Source organism: Streptomyces polyasparticus, assembly GCF_014493765.1.
Classification (GTDB): Bacteria; Actinomycetota; Actinomycetes; order Streptomycetales; family Streptomycetaceae; genus Streptomyces; species Streptomyces polyasparticus.
On the sequence record NZ_JACTVJ010000007.1, the window covers coordinates 524,454 to 540,020 of the forward strand.

Consider the following 15,567-nt stretch of genomic DNA (forward strand, 5'->3'; position numbering starts at 1 on the left):
CCAGCAGATGCTGGTGAAATACCGCCTGCCCCAGCGGGAGCAAGCAATAGCGATGGACCGTCCACAGGTCGGTCCATCGCGGACACCTCCGCCCCAGGGGTGACGGAGGAGCTGCTCCGGCACGAGGGCGCGCCGGAGCAGGAGCGGGTGAGCGCCGGCAAGCTGCCGACCACCCCTGTCGCTGGGGCCAAGCAGCGCACGCCGCATCGTCGTGCGAATCTCGATACGCAACGCGCCAAGAACGTCACCGTGCGCTTCGCCCCGCACGAGAAGCATGACGTCCAATCGGCGGCGGATAGCGAGCGCGTGACGATGGCCCGCTACATCGCGGATGCCACGATGGCCCGCGTCCGCGGTGAGATCACGGTCGCTGCCGAGCGCACGGTGTACGACGACGCCATCGACGAGCTCGCCGCGATGCGGGCGCAGATCGCCCGGATCGGCAACAACGTCAACCAGATTGCCCGCCGCTTGAATGCGGGCGGTGATCCACACCCTGTGGACGGCGCGATCCTCCTGCGGGCGGACGGGTTGCTCGCCACAGCCGACGACACGGTCCGGGCGATCGACGAGGCCGCGTTCCGGGCAGCCGGGCAGAAGGCGGGCAGCCAGGCGTGATCGCGAACATTGTGAAGCCGGGCAACAACACCTACGGCGTGCTCGCCTACCTCTTCGACAAGGGTCAGGCGAACGAGCACACCGACCAGCACATCGTCGGCTCCTGGGACGACTTCGTACCCGACCCCGGCCCGTGGGACAGTCCTGGCCACAGGGAGCGACTCGGCCAGCTCACCAAGGCGCTGGATCTACGGGTCGTGCAGGCCGGCGCCAAGGCACCCGAGGGGCACGTGTGGCACTGCTCGGTGCGCGCCGCCCCCGAGGACCGCATCCTCACCGACGCCGAGTGGGCAACGATCGCCCGCCGGATCCTGAACGCCACGGGCATCGCACCCGACGACGATCCGGACAGCTGCCGATGGGTCGCTGTGCGGCACGCGGACGACCACATCCACATCGTCGCCACCAAAGTCCGCGGCGACCTGCGTCCGGCGCGGAACTGGAACGACTACCACCGCGCCATGACCGAACTCACCTCGATCGAGAAGGACTTCGGCCTCACGCAGGTCCCGCGCGGCCCCGAGGTCGCTGCTGGCACCCCAGCCGCAAAGCGGCCCACTCGCGCCGAGCAGGAGAAGGCCAAGCGCCTCGGCTACGACAAGACGGCGCGCGAACGACTGCGACACACCGTCCGCGCCGCACTCTCCCACGCCCACGACCTGGATGACTTCTTCAACCTGCTCTCCGACGCCGGCCTCCAGGTCGAGACCCGCTCCCTGCCGTCCGGTGACCTCCAGGGCTACAAGGTCGCCCTGCCCGACGACACCACGGACGGGAGGCCGATCTGGTACTCCGGCTCCAAACTCGCCACCGACCTGTCCCTACCCCAGATCAGGCGGCGCCTGGCCGCCGTCGAAGCGCCCGCGGCCCCGGAAGCCTCGCCGGCCGCACAGCGCCCCAGCCCGTGGCACCAGGCCACCGCGGCCGCAGAACGTATACCCCACCATCTCGAGCACGCCGACGACTACGTCGCCCAGGCTCACCTAACGGTCTTCGGGGAACTTCTCTACGCCCTGCCGGCACACGCCCCTACCAACCTCAAGGCCGAACTTCACCGGGCCGCGCTCGCCTTTGAGCACGCCGCCCACACCCGGGCCCGCGTCGACGACCAGCACGCCCGCGCTCTACGCGGCGCGCTGAAGGGCATGCGCTACCAGCCCGCAAACGCCTCCGGACTGGCGATGCTCCTGGACGTCGCCGTCCTCGTCGTCCTCGCCACCCAGCGCCGCAGCGCGCTGCGTCACCACGACCGGCAGGTGGCCGCTGCCCGCGAGGCACTGGTGCATCTCCAAGCCGCGTACGAACAGGTCGCCCCCTCGGCGTTGGCTCACCTCGCCGTGTCTCGGCCGTCCGACGGCGCTGTCCGTCAGTACACCCGCGCACTGCGAGAGGTCCTGCCCACGCACGCCGAACGCATCCTCAACGAGAGTGCCTGGCCGGCACTCACGGCCGCTCTAGCCATCGCCGAAGCCGCGGGCCACGCCCCGGCCGAAGTTCTCCAACAGGCAGCGCAGCAGCGTTCCTTGGGCGACGCAAAGTCCGCATCCGAGGTCCTCGTCTGGCGGATTCAGCGCCTGGGCGAGCGGCACGCTCCGGGCCCCGACGCACGGGCCGCCCAAGCCGCCGGGCGCATACGCCGCACTCCTCAGGCAGCAACAGGGACACCCGTCACCTACCCGCCCAAGTCGCCCCCCGCCGGCCGGTCGCGGTGAACACGGATCCCTCGTCGAAGTGCGCGGAATATAGCCGACGATCCCCGGTTACCGAAACCGGGGATTCTCCGGAGTATTTGGGCCCTAACCCCGACCTCCGGAAGGAACGTCCCTGCATGTCCTCTACCGCACTACGCCCCCGTGTTATCGCGCTCCTCGCCGACGTGGACACCACGCACCCCGCTGGGCCGCAGCAACTCCATCACCTTGACGGCCGTGTGTTCACCGACGCCGAGTACGACCTGGTCGCCGATGCCACCCCCGGCGAGATATCCATCGCGGTCGAGTACCGGTTGCCCGGCGTGTACGAAGGGCTGGGCAACAGCCACAGGGCTGCGAAAGCCAATATCGACCGCTTCATGAAGTACGCGGTCCACGCACCTGACGACTCCGTGGACGCGGTCCTCGACCTCATCACCGACGAGGACTGGGCTGAGGTCGAGCGCCTGTCCGCCCTTCACTGCACCCTGCGCACGCTCGACGAGGACTGAACCCGTGACGCAGCTACCGGCAGCCTGCCGCACCCGTCACCGCGCCTCTACCGCCCGTCGCCCCACGCACGCCCCAGTCGCAGAAACACCCCATAAGGAGAACTTTCATTCCCACCGCCGAACCCTGCCCCAAGATCGTCACCCTGTTGTGTGACGCGGACTTCAAGAAGCGGATGGACACCGGTACCTGGTCCCACCGCGACGGACGCCCCTTCAGCCGCGAGGAGCAGGACGTCGTCTTCACCACCACCCTCGTTGAGTTGGAGGAAGTAGAGGAGCAACTGATTCGCTACCGCGCGTACGTGCAGACGAAGGCCGACGCCCCCGACGCCCTGAACAGCTTCCTGGCCCCGTTCTGGGACCAGCTGCGCGAGAAGACCCTCGGAAATGCCGTCACGCTCATGACCAAGGATGAAGTGGCGGAGTTCAACCGCCTGCTCGCCGCCGTGGACGAACCGATCCGCCCGTTCACGCCATACGCCTTCTGACAGGCGAAGGCGGCAGCACTCTCCACCTCCGGAGACGACGAGGGGGCGGCGGGCCGGAATGACTCCCGGCCCGCCGCCCCCTTTCCGCGCCCTATCGCCGGCGCAGCACCGACCTACGGTCCGTCGGCCTGCGAGACGCCCTGCGCCAGCTGGCCGACCACATCCAGGACCCCTTGGCCGAAGTCGGTCGGAGCGATCAGGAGGCCGAAGACCATCACGATCGCCACGGTCATCCACTGGTCTGAGCGGCTCCGCGCCTGCACGCGACGGCGGATACGGAAGTAGATGATGACGGCGAGCAGGACCGCCAGATTGAACGTCAGGATCATCGAACCAACTCCCCCAGCAGATCAGGACAATGCGGTCGGTCGGCGTGGCGGCGGAATCCGGTCGAGCAGGTCCCACAAGGGGCTGGAGCCCGCTGCCCACTCGCTGAGCAGGCGTCGGTTCACCAGATGGATACGGTGCTGCCAGCCCCAGGGAATTGCCTTGGAGGAGAAGCGGCCGTTGGTCAGGACGACCGCGACGTCAGCGCCGTGCACCTGCCATGCCGTGCCGTTGACCTGCTGAAGTACCCCGACGCCGACGGCCGAGCCGCGCTCGCCGTCGCGCTTGTGCTTGCACTGGATCGCCCACACCCGACCCGCCGGATCAACGGCGCGGACATCACAGGCGTCGTCGCCGGCACCTCCGATGCGCTCCGCCTGGCAGCCGTCGCGGCGCATCAAGTCCCTTACCGCGAACTCGAACGCGCGGTGATCCAGAGCGTCGATCTCGGCGATACGCATCCGCAGCGCCTGCGCTCGTACACGCGCCCACTCCGTCCGCTGCCGCACCTGCTGCGACCACAGCCCGCCCGCACCGGCGGCGAGCACGCCCACCATGACCATCACCCACCAGTGCGCGAGCAGCCACTGCACCGCGGTGGCGACCAGGCTGGTTGTGATGACTGCGGCCACTCCAACGGCCAGCGCCTGGTCCTGCTTGCGGGTACGCCGTGTTGCCCGGCGTCGAGCCGAACGGCGAACGGGACGACGCCGGCTCACCGAAGCGCCTCGATCCGGCACGAGGCGCTCTCCGCGGCGGCACGCCCTCCGCTTCCATACCCGCCGCTACGGCGACCACAGCCCGCGATGATCGCCGTCACCGGTATCCCCATGAGGAAATTCCCCTCCCTGTCACGTGCATTGGCATCCCACGCAGGAGGTATGACAGCACGCGGCACTGACAGGGAGTAGGGGATCGATCACTGATGGCAATGGGTTTTCGGTCAATTGCATTCGCCCGTCGCCACGTTGCCGCCCTGACGACCTGCACGTTTACATTCAGCCCCGATTACCTTCCGCCAATTCGCCGCTCTGCAGCGAAGTCCGGGGTGCGAGCGAAACCGTCGCGTCAGCTGGCCTGGTGCGCTTTATCGACGGCCATCGGCAGGTGGGCATCCACGAGGCTCGGTGCGCCGGAGACGATGACCAGGATGTTGCGGGTGCGGATCGCTGTCTGTTTGACGACGCTGCGCTGCCCGCCGGCGGAGAAGGTGAGCAGCTGGCTCCACTGCTCGTCGCCGATGTCGGGCGCGGCCGACTCCTCGGTGCCCATATCGACGACCGTGCTCCCCGAGGCGACCTGGTACGAGGGGCAGGAGAGCATCGCGTCGAAGACCTTCCCGATGCCCGCGGAGAGCTTCGCCGGGCTGTCGCTGTACAGCTCCTCGTTCACCTCGGAGGTGCTGCCGGTGTAGGTGAAGGATGCCTTCGCCTTGTGGACGAAGTCGAGACCGGAGCCGGTGGCCGTGTCACCGCCGAGCTTCTCCAGTGCCGGGCAGCCGATGACGGTCACGTCGTCGTTGCGGCGAGTGGGCTCGGGCTTGCGGGTGTAGCCCTCGCCCAGGTCACTCTCGTTGAGCAGCCGCTGGTTCAGCTGAGTCGACGACAGCGATACAGACGCCGTGGGTGAGCTGGCGCCCCGGTGTGCAATGGCGGAGGAGTTGGCCGGGTCGGCATGGCTGGTGCAGCCGGTCAGGGCGAGGGTGATGCAGATGCTGCTGAGGCCGACGGCGGTCATGGTGAAACGGCGCATACGTGAAACCCCTTTGGAGATGCGAGACGGATGGTCTGACCGGGTCGGCCCCCCGGGTGCCGACGAACGCAGGGATAGGGGGAAGGGGTTTCGCGCTTTCAGTGGCCGAGGTGGCGCAGGCCGTCTTGGAGGGTGGGGTGGAAGCGGTCGACCGGACCGGAGTTGCGGTTGTACCAGGCGGTGTCCAGCCGGGTCTCCTCCGTCTCGTGGCCGGCCTCGCAGCGCAGCCACACCGAGTCGTCGCGCATGTTGAAGATGATCCAGTTCCGGTACGCACCGCAATGGCAGGCGTGGACTTCGCAGTCGATGACGAGCGGCAGGTCCCAGCGCATCATGAAGCCCGACACGTCCTGGCGGCACGGTGCCCGGAACTCCGGCGGCAAAAAGTCGGGCACCACCGTGGTGTCGGTCGGCACGGCCGGGGCCGGCGCAGCAACCGGGGCGGGAGCCTCGGGCCACTCGGTGTGCATGGCCAGCAGCGCCTGGCCGGCACGCTGGGCTTCACGGAACTCTCGGTCCGCTCGGTTGCGTCGGAACATGCCATCTCCACTCTCTCGTCTGACAAGGGCAACGGGCGCCAGGAGGCCGGCGCCAAGGCCGAATCAGCAATACGCGACGCCGAGGTGTCAGCTACGGCGGATCACGCTCAGCCGGTCCTCCGTGCTCGCGGGCACCCTGCGACGCGGCACGGGAGACGGCGAGGCCAGCGACGAAGCGAACACCGCGACCAAGTCGTGCGGGACGCTGGCGGAGAAACTCGCGCACCACAGGTACGGCTCATCGAGCCCAGGCTGTGCCCAGGCTTGCCAGCCCACCTGGACCGGATGGGGATCGGCGTCCCGGACGAGCGGCGGCGTCAGCTCCAGAGAGATGCCGGCGGAGAAGCCGGGATCGAAGGCCGCGCTACGGGGGCGGTCCGCGTCACGGAACCAGCCCCGGGAGCACAGCTCCTCGAGCACCACATCCGGCCCGTCGAATCCTTCAGCGGGCTCCGCACGGGCATCGAGCGCGAGGAGGAAGTCCGCCAGCACCTCATGCGGCACGTCGGCCGTGAAGTAGGCATTCCACCCGACCATCGCCGAGTCCGTGTGCGACCGCGCACTCACCTGCCATGCCACAGGCAGGTCGCCCAGCTCGAACGGGTAGGAAGCAAGAATCCACTCAGCCCCACACAGTCCGTCCGGGCTGACGTACAGCAGGGTGTCACGCGCGGTCGGCCACATGCGCCAATCCAGCTGGGCCAATGTGTCGCCGACTCGTTCGGCAAGAGCGCCGTCGTTGCCGGCCAGATGACGCGGGGTTACCCAGTAGACCGGGCCCGGAGAGTTGGGGTGGATGGGTCGGTCGGGATAACGCGAGGGCAGGTGCACCTCCAGGTAGTTCAACGCCAACTTGGAGCAGGGCGTTGTACGTTGACATGCGCTGCCGCAGTGATCCAGTCATCCAGGGCTGTTTCCCGTCTGCCGTAGGCGAACTGGCGTCCGTTGCATCGAACCGCTCGTGGCGCTATCGAACCGGGGCCTGCCGAGATCGGCACACCCCCACCCGCAAAGAACCGGCGATCGAAAGACCGCTGTGTCGTAGCCGTAGACAACCCCGCCCCAGTCCGCAACGCTACCTATAGCAGTCGATAGAGACTCCATAGAGTGCTGCAGAGGGTTGTCGTGCGGATCACCATTGAGGGCGCGAGCGAGGAGTTTGAGCGCAAGCTGCTCGACCTGCTCGCCGAGCACCGAGACGAACTGGCCATCTCTGTCGACACCGCATGGGACGTCGACAGGGCGATGCTCTTCCTGAACACGCTCAATGAGGACGCCCGCCTGTTCGTGCGCCTGGTCGTAGATTCCGACGGCCATCGGGAGGCCGCCGTGCTGCGTGAGGTATTCCCGGGCGGACTGCGCGGCCCCACAGTGGCCCTGGCCTATGCCCTCAAGCGCGGTGTCAAGCACGGTTGGTGGCCTGAAGGAACTGAGGCGCCGCTCACCGTGATCTACGGCGGCGGCCCGCGGGACGGATGGCGGCAGGCATCGGCCTACGAGATGTCCGGTGAGCATCTACCCGCCTTCCGTGCCGCCCTCGCCCACTACGACACCACCACACCCCGGCCCACTTGGGACGAGGAGGCACCCTCCGCGTTGGCCGTGCATTCAAGCTGGGCGGCAGACGCTGACGTACCGAGGGTGCTTTACGACGATCCACCGGCTGCAGCCAACCTCCCGCACCGAGGAGCAAGTTGAGCGGGGGTTGCGCGGCTAACCCCTGCCTGTCCCAAGGTCGGCGCGGCCCGTCGCAGCGGCGGGCCCTACCCGCCTAGCAGGAGTGACGCCGCCGTGTACACGCCCTTCGATAAGTTCCTGATCCCGACCGCAGTCGGCCTGAGTGATGCCGCCGTGTTCGCGCTCTTCGATAAGTTCCTGATCCCGACTGCAGTCGGCCTGGTCGTCACCGGTATCGTCGCCACAGTCGGCTGGCTCTATCGGCGCCGCCGGACCACCCTGACGCCTGCCCGTGTGCTGCGTCGTTTCAGCCTGCTGGGCACCACCGGCGCCGACGGCAGCCCTCTGTACTACGAGACCACTCTGGCCCCCGGCAGCGTCATCACTCGCCGGATCGGCAGTCTGTCCCAACGTTTCGAGCTGACCGATGCCCCGATCGGCGACGGTACGTACGCCGCCGAACCCCTCGACCATCTGTAGGACGCGTGTGACCACGAGGTCCTCGGGCTGGGCTTCCTGCCGACGCTGTCACCGCGCGATTGGGTTCGCGGCCACAGCCACACCACAGCGGACAACTGGCGCATGTGCAGGCTGATATGGGGCATGACCTCAGGGTTGACGCTGATGTCAGAGCCGGCCCCTACGATCCTCGCGACTGATGGAGGAGGGGCACCGTGGACATAATCCGTCGCGGAGAACGGGGCAAGCAGAAGACCTGGCAATGGCTCATGGTTCTGACGGCACAAAGGGGCCTGTGTACCTACTGCGGCCGTTCGTCCGCCACGACCATCGACCATGAGGAGCCCATTGCTGATAACGGGGCGGACATCTGGTGGAACTTTGTTCCGGCCTGCGATGATTGCAACCGCTGGAAAAAGGGGCGTAGCGCAAAACTCTGGGTAGCGAACCTTGACCTGCACCACAGGTATCCGAAGGCAGGGTTTGCGACACGGGCAATGCGGCCCGAGGTCTACGTCGGCATCACGAGACGCGTTGCGCGTGTCCAGCGTGAGATAGCGGACATGGACCGCCGTGAGTGGTTCAGGCTCCACTACGGGCGGGAACGGCATCGGAATCGCGCCGAACTCTTCGAAATCCTCGCGCGCTGCAAGAAGGAGCTACGAGGGTACCCGCACCATCCATGGCGCACTCCGCAACTCAGGACATCGCGGGCCTTCTGTAGCCGCTTGATCTGCTGCGGCGATGACTTCCACCCGCAGGCCCGGGACATGGTGGCGTTTCTAGAGCGGGAGGAGTACGACGCCTTCCAACGAGCCGTCTTCAACGAACGCGCCCACCAAGGTGACGTACTCGGTCGGCTTGTCAGGGAATACCTCCGTGCTAGGAAGGACGGGGGTGAGGGTGGCGCTGGTTAGAGGCGCGGACACAGCAGCGCAACAGCCTCAGAAGTTGAGCCCACCGATCATGCCCGTCACACTCGCTACGAACCGATTGATGTCATCGGCGGCGCCCGTACTCGCCAGGAAGAACCCGAAGAGCACAGCGACGACGCCTGGACCGGGCTTCAATGACTTCCCGCGGATCAGCACGACCAGGACCACTCCGAGAAGTAGTACCGCTGAGAAGCTCACCTCCATTGGCTGTCGGCCTCCTTCCTGATCGACACCACAAGGTCTCGGGGCACACGGCGCTGAGGAACCGACTGATCTAATCGAGTAGCCACTTCCTGCTCGATTGCGTTGCACACTTCCGGCCACGGCACCGGAAGCCGGACGGTGGCCGCCCAGTAGCGGTGGAACGCTCTGAGGATGGTGCTGGTCCCGAGTCGTACGAGGGTGTGCGGGATGGTCGCGATCACTCGCCGGGACACGCTGCCCGCGCCCCTCGCCGAGGGCATGATGCCGCTACCTAGCAGGAGTGTTGCCGTTCGGATGGCATCCAGGACGGCAACTGGTGCGGCGTCGGCAAACGAGGCAAAGATCAGCTCCTTCCAGTCCTGCCGCGTACGGGCCCAGGCGAGTCGTTCGAGTCCTGTGCCAAGGTCCAGGGCCATGCGGTCAGGGTTCTCGATGTTCCACAGCAAGACGAGATCGCCGATGGTGAGGTCCAGGTGGTTGAACCTCAGCGTCACGCCTGCGACTTGTCTGCGGCGCCAGACTTCGATGCGCCCGTCTATCTGCATGTGCCGGGCGTGGAAGCCGAGTTGAGATAGGACAGAGAGCCAGTCGTCGAGAGCCTCTGCGTATTCGGTGAAGCTGGCGATGGGCTGGACGCGGGAGACATTGACGAAGGAGGTCAGGAAACCATCGCGCAGGTTTCCGTGCTCGTCGCGGTCTCCCGTGAAGCGGACCACCGGCTGCGGAAGGAAGCCCTGGCGGTAGGTGGCGGCGCGACCATCCTTGAGGAGTGGGTCGAGGGCCTGCACGGCGGAGATCGTCAGCTCTGTTTCGCGGCCCCAGCGCAGTGGCAGGCATTCGTCGCGCATGACGCCTCGGGCCGCGAAGGCCGTGCTGAGGCCATCCAGCAGCGTGCTCCAGGAGAGCGTCGAGCGCGGCGGTCTGTAGGGGGTGCCGTGGTCGCGGTGCTGTATCTGGAAGTCGCGGTTCCCGCCGCTGCTCGTCGCGAACTCCCACTGGGGTCCGAGAATTTGGCGTAACGCGGCGACTGCTTGGTAGGCGTACGAGTGGCTCTCCATCAGAGCGCCGCCAGCGCCGTGAAGTGGCGTACGGGGTCGAAGCGGTTGAAGCCGACCTGCTGTACCTCACCGGGGTCCAGCACCGCCGCCTTCTCGATGGCCTCCGCGAGCGCTCGCGCCGCGCTCTCGTCGTCGACCGACGGATCGGCGATGACGAAGGCTCCCGTACGGTCGCAGAGCGCCGCCTGCGCACAGGTGCCGTCTCGCCAGGTCAGGGCGGCGATGGGGGTCCCGGCGCGTAAGGATTCGCCGAAGACTGCGGCGCCGGCCTCCACGTAGGTCCGGGCGTAGGTGTAGACGAAGGCCGCGCCCTCTGCGACGGCGGCGGTCTTGGCCGCTCCGCCCAGCTCCCCCACCCACTCGACGTGGTCCGACGAGAAGATCCGCTCGTGGCGGCGCACGTACTCCTTGTCGAAGACCGGGCCGACCAGCCGTATGCGCCGACCGAGGATTTGCGCCGCGCGGACCGCGAGGTGGGGTGCCTTGTCCTCATCTATTCGCCCGAGCCATACAAGGTCCCGGCCCTTCAAGGCCGGGGGCTCCGCTTCATCGAGCCCCAGATGAACAGCAAGCTCAGCAACTGGGCGGTGCTTGGCGTATCGCTCGACCATCTCCGGCGAGTAGCAATAGAGGCGAGATCGTCCGCCGTCGAAGGCATCGGGGGTGTGCTGGAACGACGGGTTGTGCTGGAAAGTGGCGACGTCGCAGTCCAGCTCACGCCACGTCCTGACCCACTCCGGGCGCGAGGGGTATTCGTGGCCGACCACGAGGAGGTCGTAACCGGCGTCCTTCAGCTCACGCTCGGCGAGGGAGCCTGGGGTGATGTCCTCCAGGCGGACCGGCTTACGGACCCATTGGTCTTCGAGGTCCCTAAGCCAGCCCGGCCCGATGAGGTGGACGTCGGCACCTGCGGTGCGGGCTCCTTGGGCGACTGCCCAGAGCCACCGTTCGATCCCGCCGTATCCGGCCGGGGGGAATGTGTACGTGCCGGGGAAGTCGCAGACGCCGACGAGCATCTAGTCCTCCGAGGGTGCTCCGTCCGCCTTGATCCGGCGGAAGCCGAGGTACTTCACGAGGGATTCGGGCAGCAGGACCGAGCCGTCGGCCTGCTGGTGCTGCTCTAGGACGGCCGCGAGGGTGCGGCCGATGGGCAGGCCGGAGCCGTTGACCGTGGCGGCCGGGGTGGGCTTGCCGTTCTCGTCGCGGGTGCGGATGCTCGCGCGGCGGCCCTGGAAGGTGCCGAAGTCGGAGACTGAGGAGATCTCGCGGTACGTGGACTGGCTCGGCAGCCAGACCTCCAGGTCGTAGGTGAGCTGGGCGGAGAAGCCGGTGTCGCCGGCCGCGAGGGTGACCACGCGGTAGGCGAGATCGAGTTCCTTCAGGCACGCCTCGGCGTGGCCGACCATCTTCTCCATCTCCGTACGGGCCTGGTCGGCGGCACAGATGCGCACCATCTCGACCTTGGAGAACTGGTGCTGGCGAATCAGGCCGCGGGTGTCCCGTCCGTACGAGCCGGCCTCCGAGCGGAAGCACGGCGTGTGCGCGGTCAGCGCGAGCGGGAGTTCGGCGGGCGGGATGATCTCGTCCGCGTACAGGTTGGTGAGCGGCACCTCGGCGGTGGGGATCAGGAACAGGTCCCGGTCCGCGACGCCCGTCTTGAACAGGTCTTCCTCGAACTTGGGCAGCTGCCCGGTGCCGGTCATCGTCTTGCGGCTGACCAGGAACGGCACCGCGTGCTCGACGTAGCCATGGCGGCGGGTGTGCAGGTCGAGGAAGAGGGACGCGAGCGCCCGCTCGAGCGCGGCGCCGGCGCCGCGCAGGACGCTGAAGCGCGGGCCGGACAGCTTGGTGGCGCGGCCGAAGTCGAGGATGCCCATGCCCTCGCCGAGGTCGACGTGGTCCTTGGGGGTGAAGGAGAAGGCCGGCGGGGTGCCGACCTTGCGCTGCTCGACGGCGAACTCCTCGGAGTCCCCGTCGGGGGCCTCGTCGGCGGGCAGGTTGGGGATGGTGAGCAGCAGCTCGGTCAGCTCCTGCTGGATCTTCTCCTGCTCGGCCTCGGTCTCGCGGATCTGTTCCTTGAGCTTGCGCGCGGTCTCCTTGAGGGTGGCGATGTCTCCGCCGGCCTTCGCGGTCTGCTGGACCTCGGCCGCGATGCGCTTGGACTCGGAGCGCAGCTCGTCAGCGGACTGGATGCTCTTGTTCCGACGGGACTGGAGGGACTCCAGAGAGGAGAGGTCCAGCGAGTAGCCACGGCGGGCCAGGCGGCGGACAGTGTCCTCGCCCATGTCGATCAGAACGCGAGCATCATGCATCAGGGAGTTCCCTCTGTGCGTGCGGGTGATTTACCCGATCGAAGGTAGCAACTTCCGCTTCATGATCCTTACGAGGTTTTCCCAGGGCGGTGTGTGAACGCGCACCGTCGTCCTGTTCCGCGTCGAGGTCGGCGAGCAGGTGCTTTGCGCAGCTCAGCAGCTCCTCGTCGGTGAAGGTGAGCGGCTGTACGTAGGGCGCCTCCGGGAAGAACAGCGGCATCGGCTCGTCCGCGGACCGTTCGCGGTGCCACAGCAGGACGGACACCAGCAGCCCGTGGCACACGATCACTCGCGGACTGGGATGCTCGACGGTGGCTCGTAGTCCAGTAAGCATGCGGCGGATGCCCTCGCGCTGGGACTCGCGTGCGCGCGGAGGCCGGCGCCACCCTCCATGCTCCGTCAGCCAGGCCGCGTACTCCAGGAAGGGACCGCCCTCGAAGTCGCCGTAATCCAGCTCATTCAGCTGCGGGACGATCACCGGATCCGGTTCGGGGACTCCCATCAGCCGCGAGGCGGTCTGGTGAGCGCGGGGGAACTCGCTGCACAGCCAGGTGGACACCTGCCGCAGTGGGAGCAGGTGCCACGCGAGACCGCACGAGGCCAGGCCCTCCTTGCTGAGCGGGATGGGTCGGGTCGGGTCTCCGTTCACCAGGTACTGAGGGCTGCTGTGCGTCTCGCCGTGGCGCAGGATGTACGTGGTCATCGTGACCCCGCACCCTCCGCACCGACCGCCATCAACGTTGCCAGGACCTCCGCGGCGCTCTCCTCGGCCGGGTCGCCGATCTCCGTGTAGTAGAGGAGTCCGTCCAAGGCGATGGCGCGGCACCAGGCCGAGAGCTCCGGGACTGAGATACCCGAGATCCGGGAGGCGATCGCCATCCGCTGGAACGTCGCCTGCCCCAGGTCGTAATGAACGGTCCAGAACGCCCAGTCGTACGCCGCGTCGCCCACCATGGGGTGCGGATCGATGAGCCGGGCCAGCCCTCGCTGATCGAAGATCACGTTCTCTCGGTACAGGTCGGCATGGAGCACCGTCGTGCGGGCTGACGAGGGTCTGAGCGCGTGGGCTTCCGGCAGCGCCTCGCGTACGAGCCAACCTCGTGTCCCGAGGTCGAGCTTCACCGTCCGGTCGACGATGCGCGGCAGCATCGTGCGCTGGAGGAAGTCGTCCAGTCGGGGCAGCATCGTGCGAGCCTGCTTCCGGCCGACGGTGTGCAGGCCGTGGATCACGGCGGCGACCATCTGGACCTCGCGTTCAGGTCTGGCCGTTCCTCCCGGCCGGCCACCCACCAGCTCCATCGCGGCGATCGAGAGGTCGTCGGCGGTCTCAATGACGTCCGCCGTCGGGCCGCCGGCCCACACCCCAAGCGCCGTGATCTCGTCGCGGTAGCGCGTCGGATCAAACCAGGCTTTCAGCAGGACAGGGGTGTCCTGGCGGTCGAGGGCCACGGCGACGACCGACGAGTGGCCCGCGTCGTGATAACTCCGCAGCGCTAGCTTCCACCGCTCGGCGACCGTCGCCAGCAGAGACGGAGCGGCATCGAGCCACTCGCTGGCCGACGGCCCGTAGTGGGCCAACAGCCGTTCGCGTGCTCCCGGCAGTACGCAGCCAAGGGGCGAGGCAGCCATCAACTGAGCACCATCCCGTCCGAGACGAGCTCGTCGGTCAAGGCGGGGAAGGTGTCCAGGGTCTCGGTGACCAGGGCCTGCACCTTGTCGACCTCGACATCTTCGGACGCGAGGCGCACGAGGATCCGCCACGGTTGATCCAGGCGCTGGCCGGTCGTGGAGACCAGGTGGACCTCGGCGTGCTCGCCGGTTTCCTCGTGCAGCCGGGCCGCGAGGCGCTGGGCGGCAATGTTGTAGAGCTTGCCGACGTGGTACACGGGGTTCTTGCCGTTGGCGCCCTCCAGGTTCATCGGGCGCAGCGGCGTGATGAGGCCGTTGACGCGGTTGCCGCGGCCGACGACTCCCTCGTCGCCGGACTCGATCGAGCTGCCGGTGTAGGTGAGGTACAGCTCGTCCTTCTCCGGCACATCACGGGCGTTGAGCCGGAAACTGACCTTGGCACCGGGCAGCCGGAGTACGGCCATGCGGTGGCACTCGGCGAGCACGCTCTCGGTGTTGCGTACGTACTCGGCTCGGCTGGCGACGTAGCGGGACTTCTGCGGAACGCACAGTACGACGTCGGCCTGCTCGCCGTCCCAGTACCCCATGAGCTTGACGTCGGAGCCGCACCAGCAGTGTGCGCGGGTGAAGTCGCTGTCGCCGGAGAAATGGTCCACGAGCTCCCGTACGAACGACTCGAAGGGGTTCTCCGGAGCCCAACCCGTACCCAATGACGTGTCGTTGGAAAGCCGGATCCGCCGCTCGCGCAGGTCCTCGATCGAGCGCGGGTTGAACCAGCGGGTGCGGTCGGGAACACCGTCGCCGGTGAGCACGGCGCCGGGGCTGGAGTTGCTGGTGATGTTGAAGACGATGTCGAGGTGGTCGTTGATCTCGGGGAGCCGCTCGGCGAAGAACGCCCGGACCTCGGCCTCGACGATCTCGGTGACCGGGATGCGCTCCCCACCGCAGCCGGACGCTGCCCTGCCGTTGACCAGCACTCGGACGGGAGCGGTCATGGCCCCGCCGCCGTAGCGGACCTCGCTCGCGCCGCCGAGCAGTGCGAGCTTGTCGAAGTTGTGGTGCAGGACGGCGCCGAAGTGCCGCACCGTGTACCGGCTGTAGGCCCGAGACAAGCGCTCGGCCAGGTGGTCGGCGAGGGTGTCGGGGTGGCCGAGGCCCTTGCGCTCCACGATCGTGGTCGCGTCGGGCCGGCCGGTGCCGGTCTCGATCACCAGGTGGCTGTTGCCGGAGGACGTGCTCGTACGGGGCATGGCGAACTCCATTCCGTAAGCGGGCATTTCGTACGCCGTACGACCCGGTCTGTATGCGGGCCGCGGTGGCTGTTACGGGAAGGAGCGTGCCGCCGATCACGGAGGGGGTCACATAA

At 67.6% G+C, this 15,567-nt stretch carries 19 protein-coding genes; 7 read left to right on the forward strand and 12 right to left on the reverse strand.

What is annotated here, in order from left to right:
• Window positions 1-99: 99 nt before the first annotated feature.
• From H9Y04_RS17980 to H9Y04_RS17995, 4 genes are all read left to right on the forward strand, one after another.
• The gene (locus tag H9Y04_RS17980; RefSeq protein ID WP_308801017.1) at window positions 100-618 is read left to right on the forward strand and encodes a plasmid mobilization protein; all 519 of its coding nucleotides are present in this window, start codon (window positions 100-102) and stop codon (window positions 616-618) included.
• Window positions 615-2,330 (forward strand): relaxase/mobilization nuclease domain-containing protein, encoded by a 1,716-nt coding sequence (locus H9Y04_RS17985; RefSeq protein WP_187814885.1) that lies wholly within the window; start codon window positions 615-617, stop codon window positions 2,328-2,330. Before H9Y04_RS17980 ends, H9Y04_RS17985 begins: the two co-directional genes overlap by 4 nt.
• A gap of 116 nt (window positions 2,331-2,446) precedes the next feature.
• Window positions 2,447-2,821 carry a hypothetical protein gene (locus H9Y04_RS17990; RefSeq protein ID WP_187814886.1) on the forward strand — a complete coding sequence of 125 codons (375 nt, stop codon included), beginning with the start codon at window positions 2,447-2,449 and terminating at the stop codon, window positions 2,819-2,821.
• A 146-nt stretch (window positions 2,822-2,967) separates the two neighbouring features.
• Window positions 2,968-3,309 (forward strand): hypothetical protein, encoded by a 342-nt coding sequence (locus H9Y04_RS17995; protein ID WP_236070951.1) that lies wholly within the window; start codon window positions 2,968-2,970, stop codon window positions 3,307-3,309.
• A 113-nt stretch (window positions 3,310-3,422) separates the two neighbouring features.
• Here the strand turns inward: H9Y04_RS17995 and H9Y04_RS18000 are convergent, their stop codons facing one another.
• The 5 genes from H9Y04_RS18000 to H9Y04_RS18020 form a co-directional block, all read right to left on the reverse strand.
• Window positions 3,423-3,638, reverse strand: a complete 216-nt coding sequence (locus H9Y04_RS18000; RefSeq protein WP_187814887.1) for a hypothetical protein — start codon at window positions 3,636-3,638, stop codon at window positions 3,423-3,425.
• A 21-nt stretch (window positions 3,639-3,659) separates the two neighbouring features.
• Window positions 3,660-4,268, reverse strand: a complete 609-nt coding sequence (locus H9Y04_RS18005; RefSeq protein WP_308801018.1) for a restriction endonuclease — start codon at window positions 4,266-4,268, stop codon at window positions 3,660-3,662.
• Between the two features lie 436 nt (window positions 4,269-4,704).
• Window positions 4,705-5,388 (reverse strand): hypothetical protein, encoded by a 684-nt coding sequence (locus H9Y04_RS18010; protein WP_187814889.1) that lies wholly within the window; start codon window positions 5,386-5,388, stop codon window positions 4,705-4,707.
• A gap of 98 nt (window positions 5,389-5,486) precedes the next feature.
• On the reverse strand, window positions 5,487-5,927 hold the full coding sequence (locus tag H9Y04_RS18015; protein WP_187814890.1) for a hypothetical protein: 441 nt from the start codon (window positions 5,925-5,927) through the stop codon (window positions 5,487-5,489).
• An 87-nt stretch (window positions 5,928-6,014) separates the two neighbouring features.
• A complete protein-coding gene (locus H9Y04_RS18020) occupies window positions 6,015-6,764 on the reverse strand; it encodes an SPDY domain-containing protein (RefSeq protein ID WP_236071035.1) in 750 nt (249 codons plus the stop codon).
• Window positions 6,765-7,034: 270 nt separating this feature from the next.
• On the opposite strand from H9Y04_RS18020, the gene H9Y04_RS18025 reads away from it, so the two are divergent.
• The 3 genes from H9Y04_RS18025 (at window position 7,035) to H9Y04_RS18035 (ending at window position 8,980) form a co-directional block, all read left to right on the forward strand.
• Window positions 7,035-7,625, forward strand: a complete 591-nt coding sequence (locus H9Y04_RS18025; RefSeq protein ID WP_214661302.1) for a hypothetical protein — start codon at window positions 7,035-7,037, stop codon at window positions 7,623-7,625.
• Between the two features lie 93 nt (window positions 7,626-7,718).
• Window positions 7,719-8,084, forward strand: coding sequence for a hypothetical protein (locus H9Y04_RS18030; RefSeq protein ID WP_308801019.1), 366 nt, complete (start codon window positions 7,719-7,721; stop codon window positions 8,082-8,084).
• A gap of 194 nt (window positions 8,085-8,278) precedes the next feature.
• Window positions 8,279-8,980: an HNH endonuclease gene (locus H9Y04_RS18035; protein ID WP_214661303.1), complete on the forward strand. Its 702-nt coding sequence runs from the start codon at window positions 8,279-8,281 to the stop codon at window positions 8,978-8,980.
• A 27-nt stretch (window positions 8,981-9,007) separates the two neighbouring features.
• Here the strand turns inward: H9Y04_RS18035 and H9Y04_RS18040 are convergent, their stop codons facing one another.
• The 7 genes from H9Y04_RS18040 to H9Y04_RS18070 are packed head-to-tail and all read right to left on the reverse strand — an operon-like array spanning window position 9,008 to window position 15,478.
• A complete protein-coding gene (locus H9Y04_RS18040; RefSeq protein ID WP_187814891.1) occupies window positions 9,008-9,202 on the reverse strand; it encodes a hypothetical protein in 195 nt (64 codons plus the stop codon).
• Complete coding sequence (locus H9Y04_RS18045) at window positions 9,193-10,260, reverse strand: hypothetical protein (protein WP_187814892.1); 1,068 nt, start codon at window positions 10,258-10,260, stop codon at window positions 9,193-9,195. Before H9Y04_RS18045 ends, H9Y04_RS18040 begins: the two co-directional genes overlap by 10 nt.
• Window positions 10,260-11,276, reverse strand: coding sequence for a glycosyltransferase family protein (locus tag H9Y04_RS18050; protein WP_187814893.1), 1,017 nt, complete (start codon window positions 11,274-11,276; stop codon window positions 10,260-10,262). Before H9Y04_RS18050 ends, H9Y04_RS18045 begins: the two co-directional genes overlap by 1 nt.
• Window positions 11,277-12,572, reverse strand: coding sequence for a serine--tRNA ligase (gene serS / locus H9Y04_RS18055; protein WP_187814894.1), 1,296 nt, complete (start codon window positions 12,570-12,572; stop codon window positions 11,277-11,279).
• Window positions 12,565-13,275: a histidine phosphatase family protein gene (locus H9Y04_RS18060; protein ID WP_187814895.1), complete on the reverse strand. Its 711-nt coding sequence runs from the start codon at window positions 13,273-13,275 to the stop codon at window positions 12,565-12,567. Before H9Y04_RS18060 ends, serS begins: the two co-directional genes overlap by 8 nt.
• Window positions 13,272-14,201, reverse strand: a complete 930-nt coding sequence (locus tag H9Y04_RS18065; protein WP_187814896.1) for a phosphotransferase — start codon at window positions 14,199-14,201, stop codon at window positions 13,272-13,274. The genes H9Y04_RS18060 and H9Y04_RS18065 overlap by 4 nt, the downstream gene beginning before the upstream one ends.
• A complete protein-coding gene (locus H9Y04_RS18070) occupies window positions 14,201-15,478 on the reverse strand; it encodes a methionine adenosyltransferase (RefSeq protein ID WP_236070952.1) in 1,278 nt (425 codons plus the stop codon). Before H9Y04_RS18070 ends, H9Y04_RS18065 begins: the two co-directional genes overlap by 1 nt.
• Window positions 15,479-15,567 lie beyond the last annotated feature (89 nt).

Coding starts and splice junctions, on each gene's coding strand:
- H9Y04_RS18065 (WP_187814896.1), bottom strand. CDS start 14,201: ATGGCTGCCTCGCCCCTTGGCTGCGTACTGCCGGGAGCACGCGAACGG.
- H9Y04_RS18045 (WP_187814892.1), bottom strand. CDS start 10,260: ATGGAGAGCCACTCGTACGCCTACCAAGCAGTCGCCGCGTTACGCCAA.
- H9Y04_RS18040 (WP_187814891.1), bottom strand. CDS start 9,202: ATGGAGGTGAGCTTCTCAGCGGTACTACTTCTCGGAGTGGTCCTGGTC.
- serS (WP_187814894.1), bottom strand. CDS start 12,572: ATGCATGATGCTCGCGTTCTGATCGACATGGGCGAGGACACTGTCCGC.
- H9Y04_RS18060 (WP_187814895.1), bottom strand. CDS start 13,275: ATGACCACGTACATCCTGCGCCACGGCGAGACGCACAGCAGCCCTCAG.
- H9Y04_RS18050 (WP_187814893.1), bottom strand. CDS start 11,276: ATGCTCGTCGGCGTCTGCGACTTCCCCGGCACGTACACATTCCCCCCG.
- H9Y04_RS18015 (WP_187814890.1), bottom strand. CDS start 5,927: ATGTTCCGACGCAACCGAGCGGACCGAGAGTTCCGTGAAGCCCAGCGT.
- H9Y04_RS17990 (WP_187814886.1), top strand. CDS start 2,447: ATGTCCTCTACCGCACTACGCCCCCGTGTTATCGCGCTCCTCGCCGAC.
- H9Y04_RS18010 (WP_187814889.1), bottom strand. CDS start 5,388: ATGCGCCGTTTCACCATGACCGCCGTCGGCCTCAGCAGCATCTGCATC.
- H9Y04_RS18070 (WP_236070952.1), bottom strand. CDS start 15,478: ATGCCCGCTTACGGAATGGAGTTCGCCATGCCCCGTACGAGCACGTCC.
- H9Y04_RS18000 (WP_187814887.1), bottom strand. CDS start 3,638: ATGATCCTGACGTTCAATCTGGCGGTCCTGCTCGCCGTCATCATCTAC.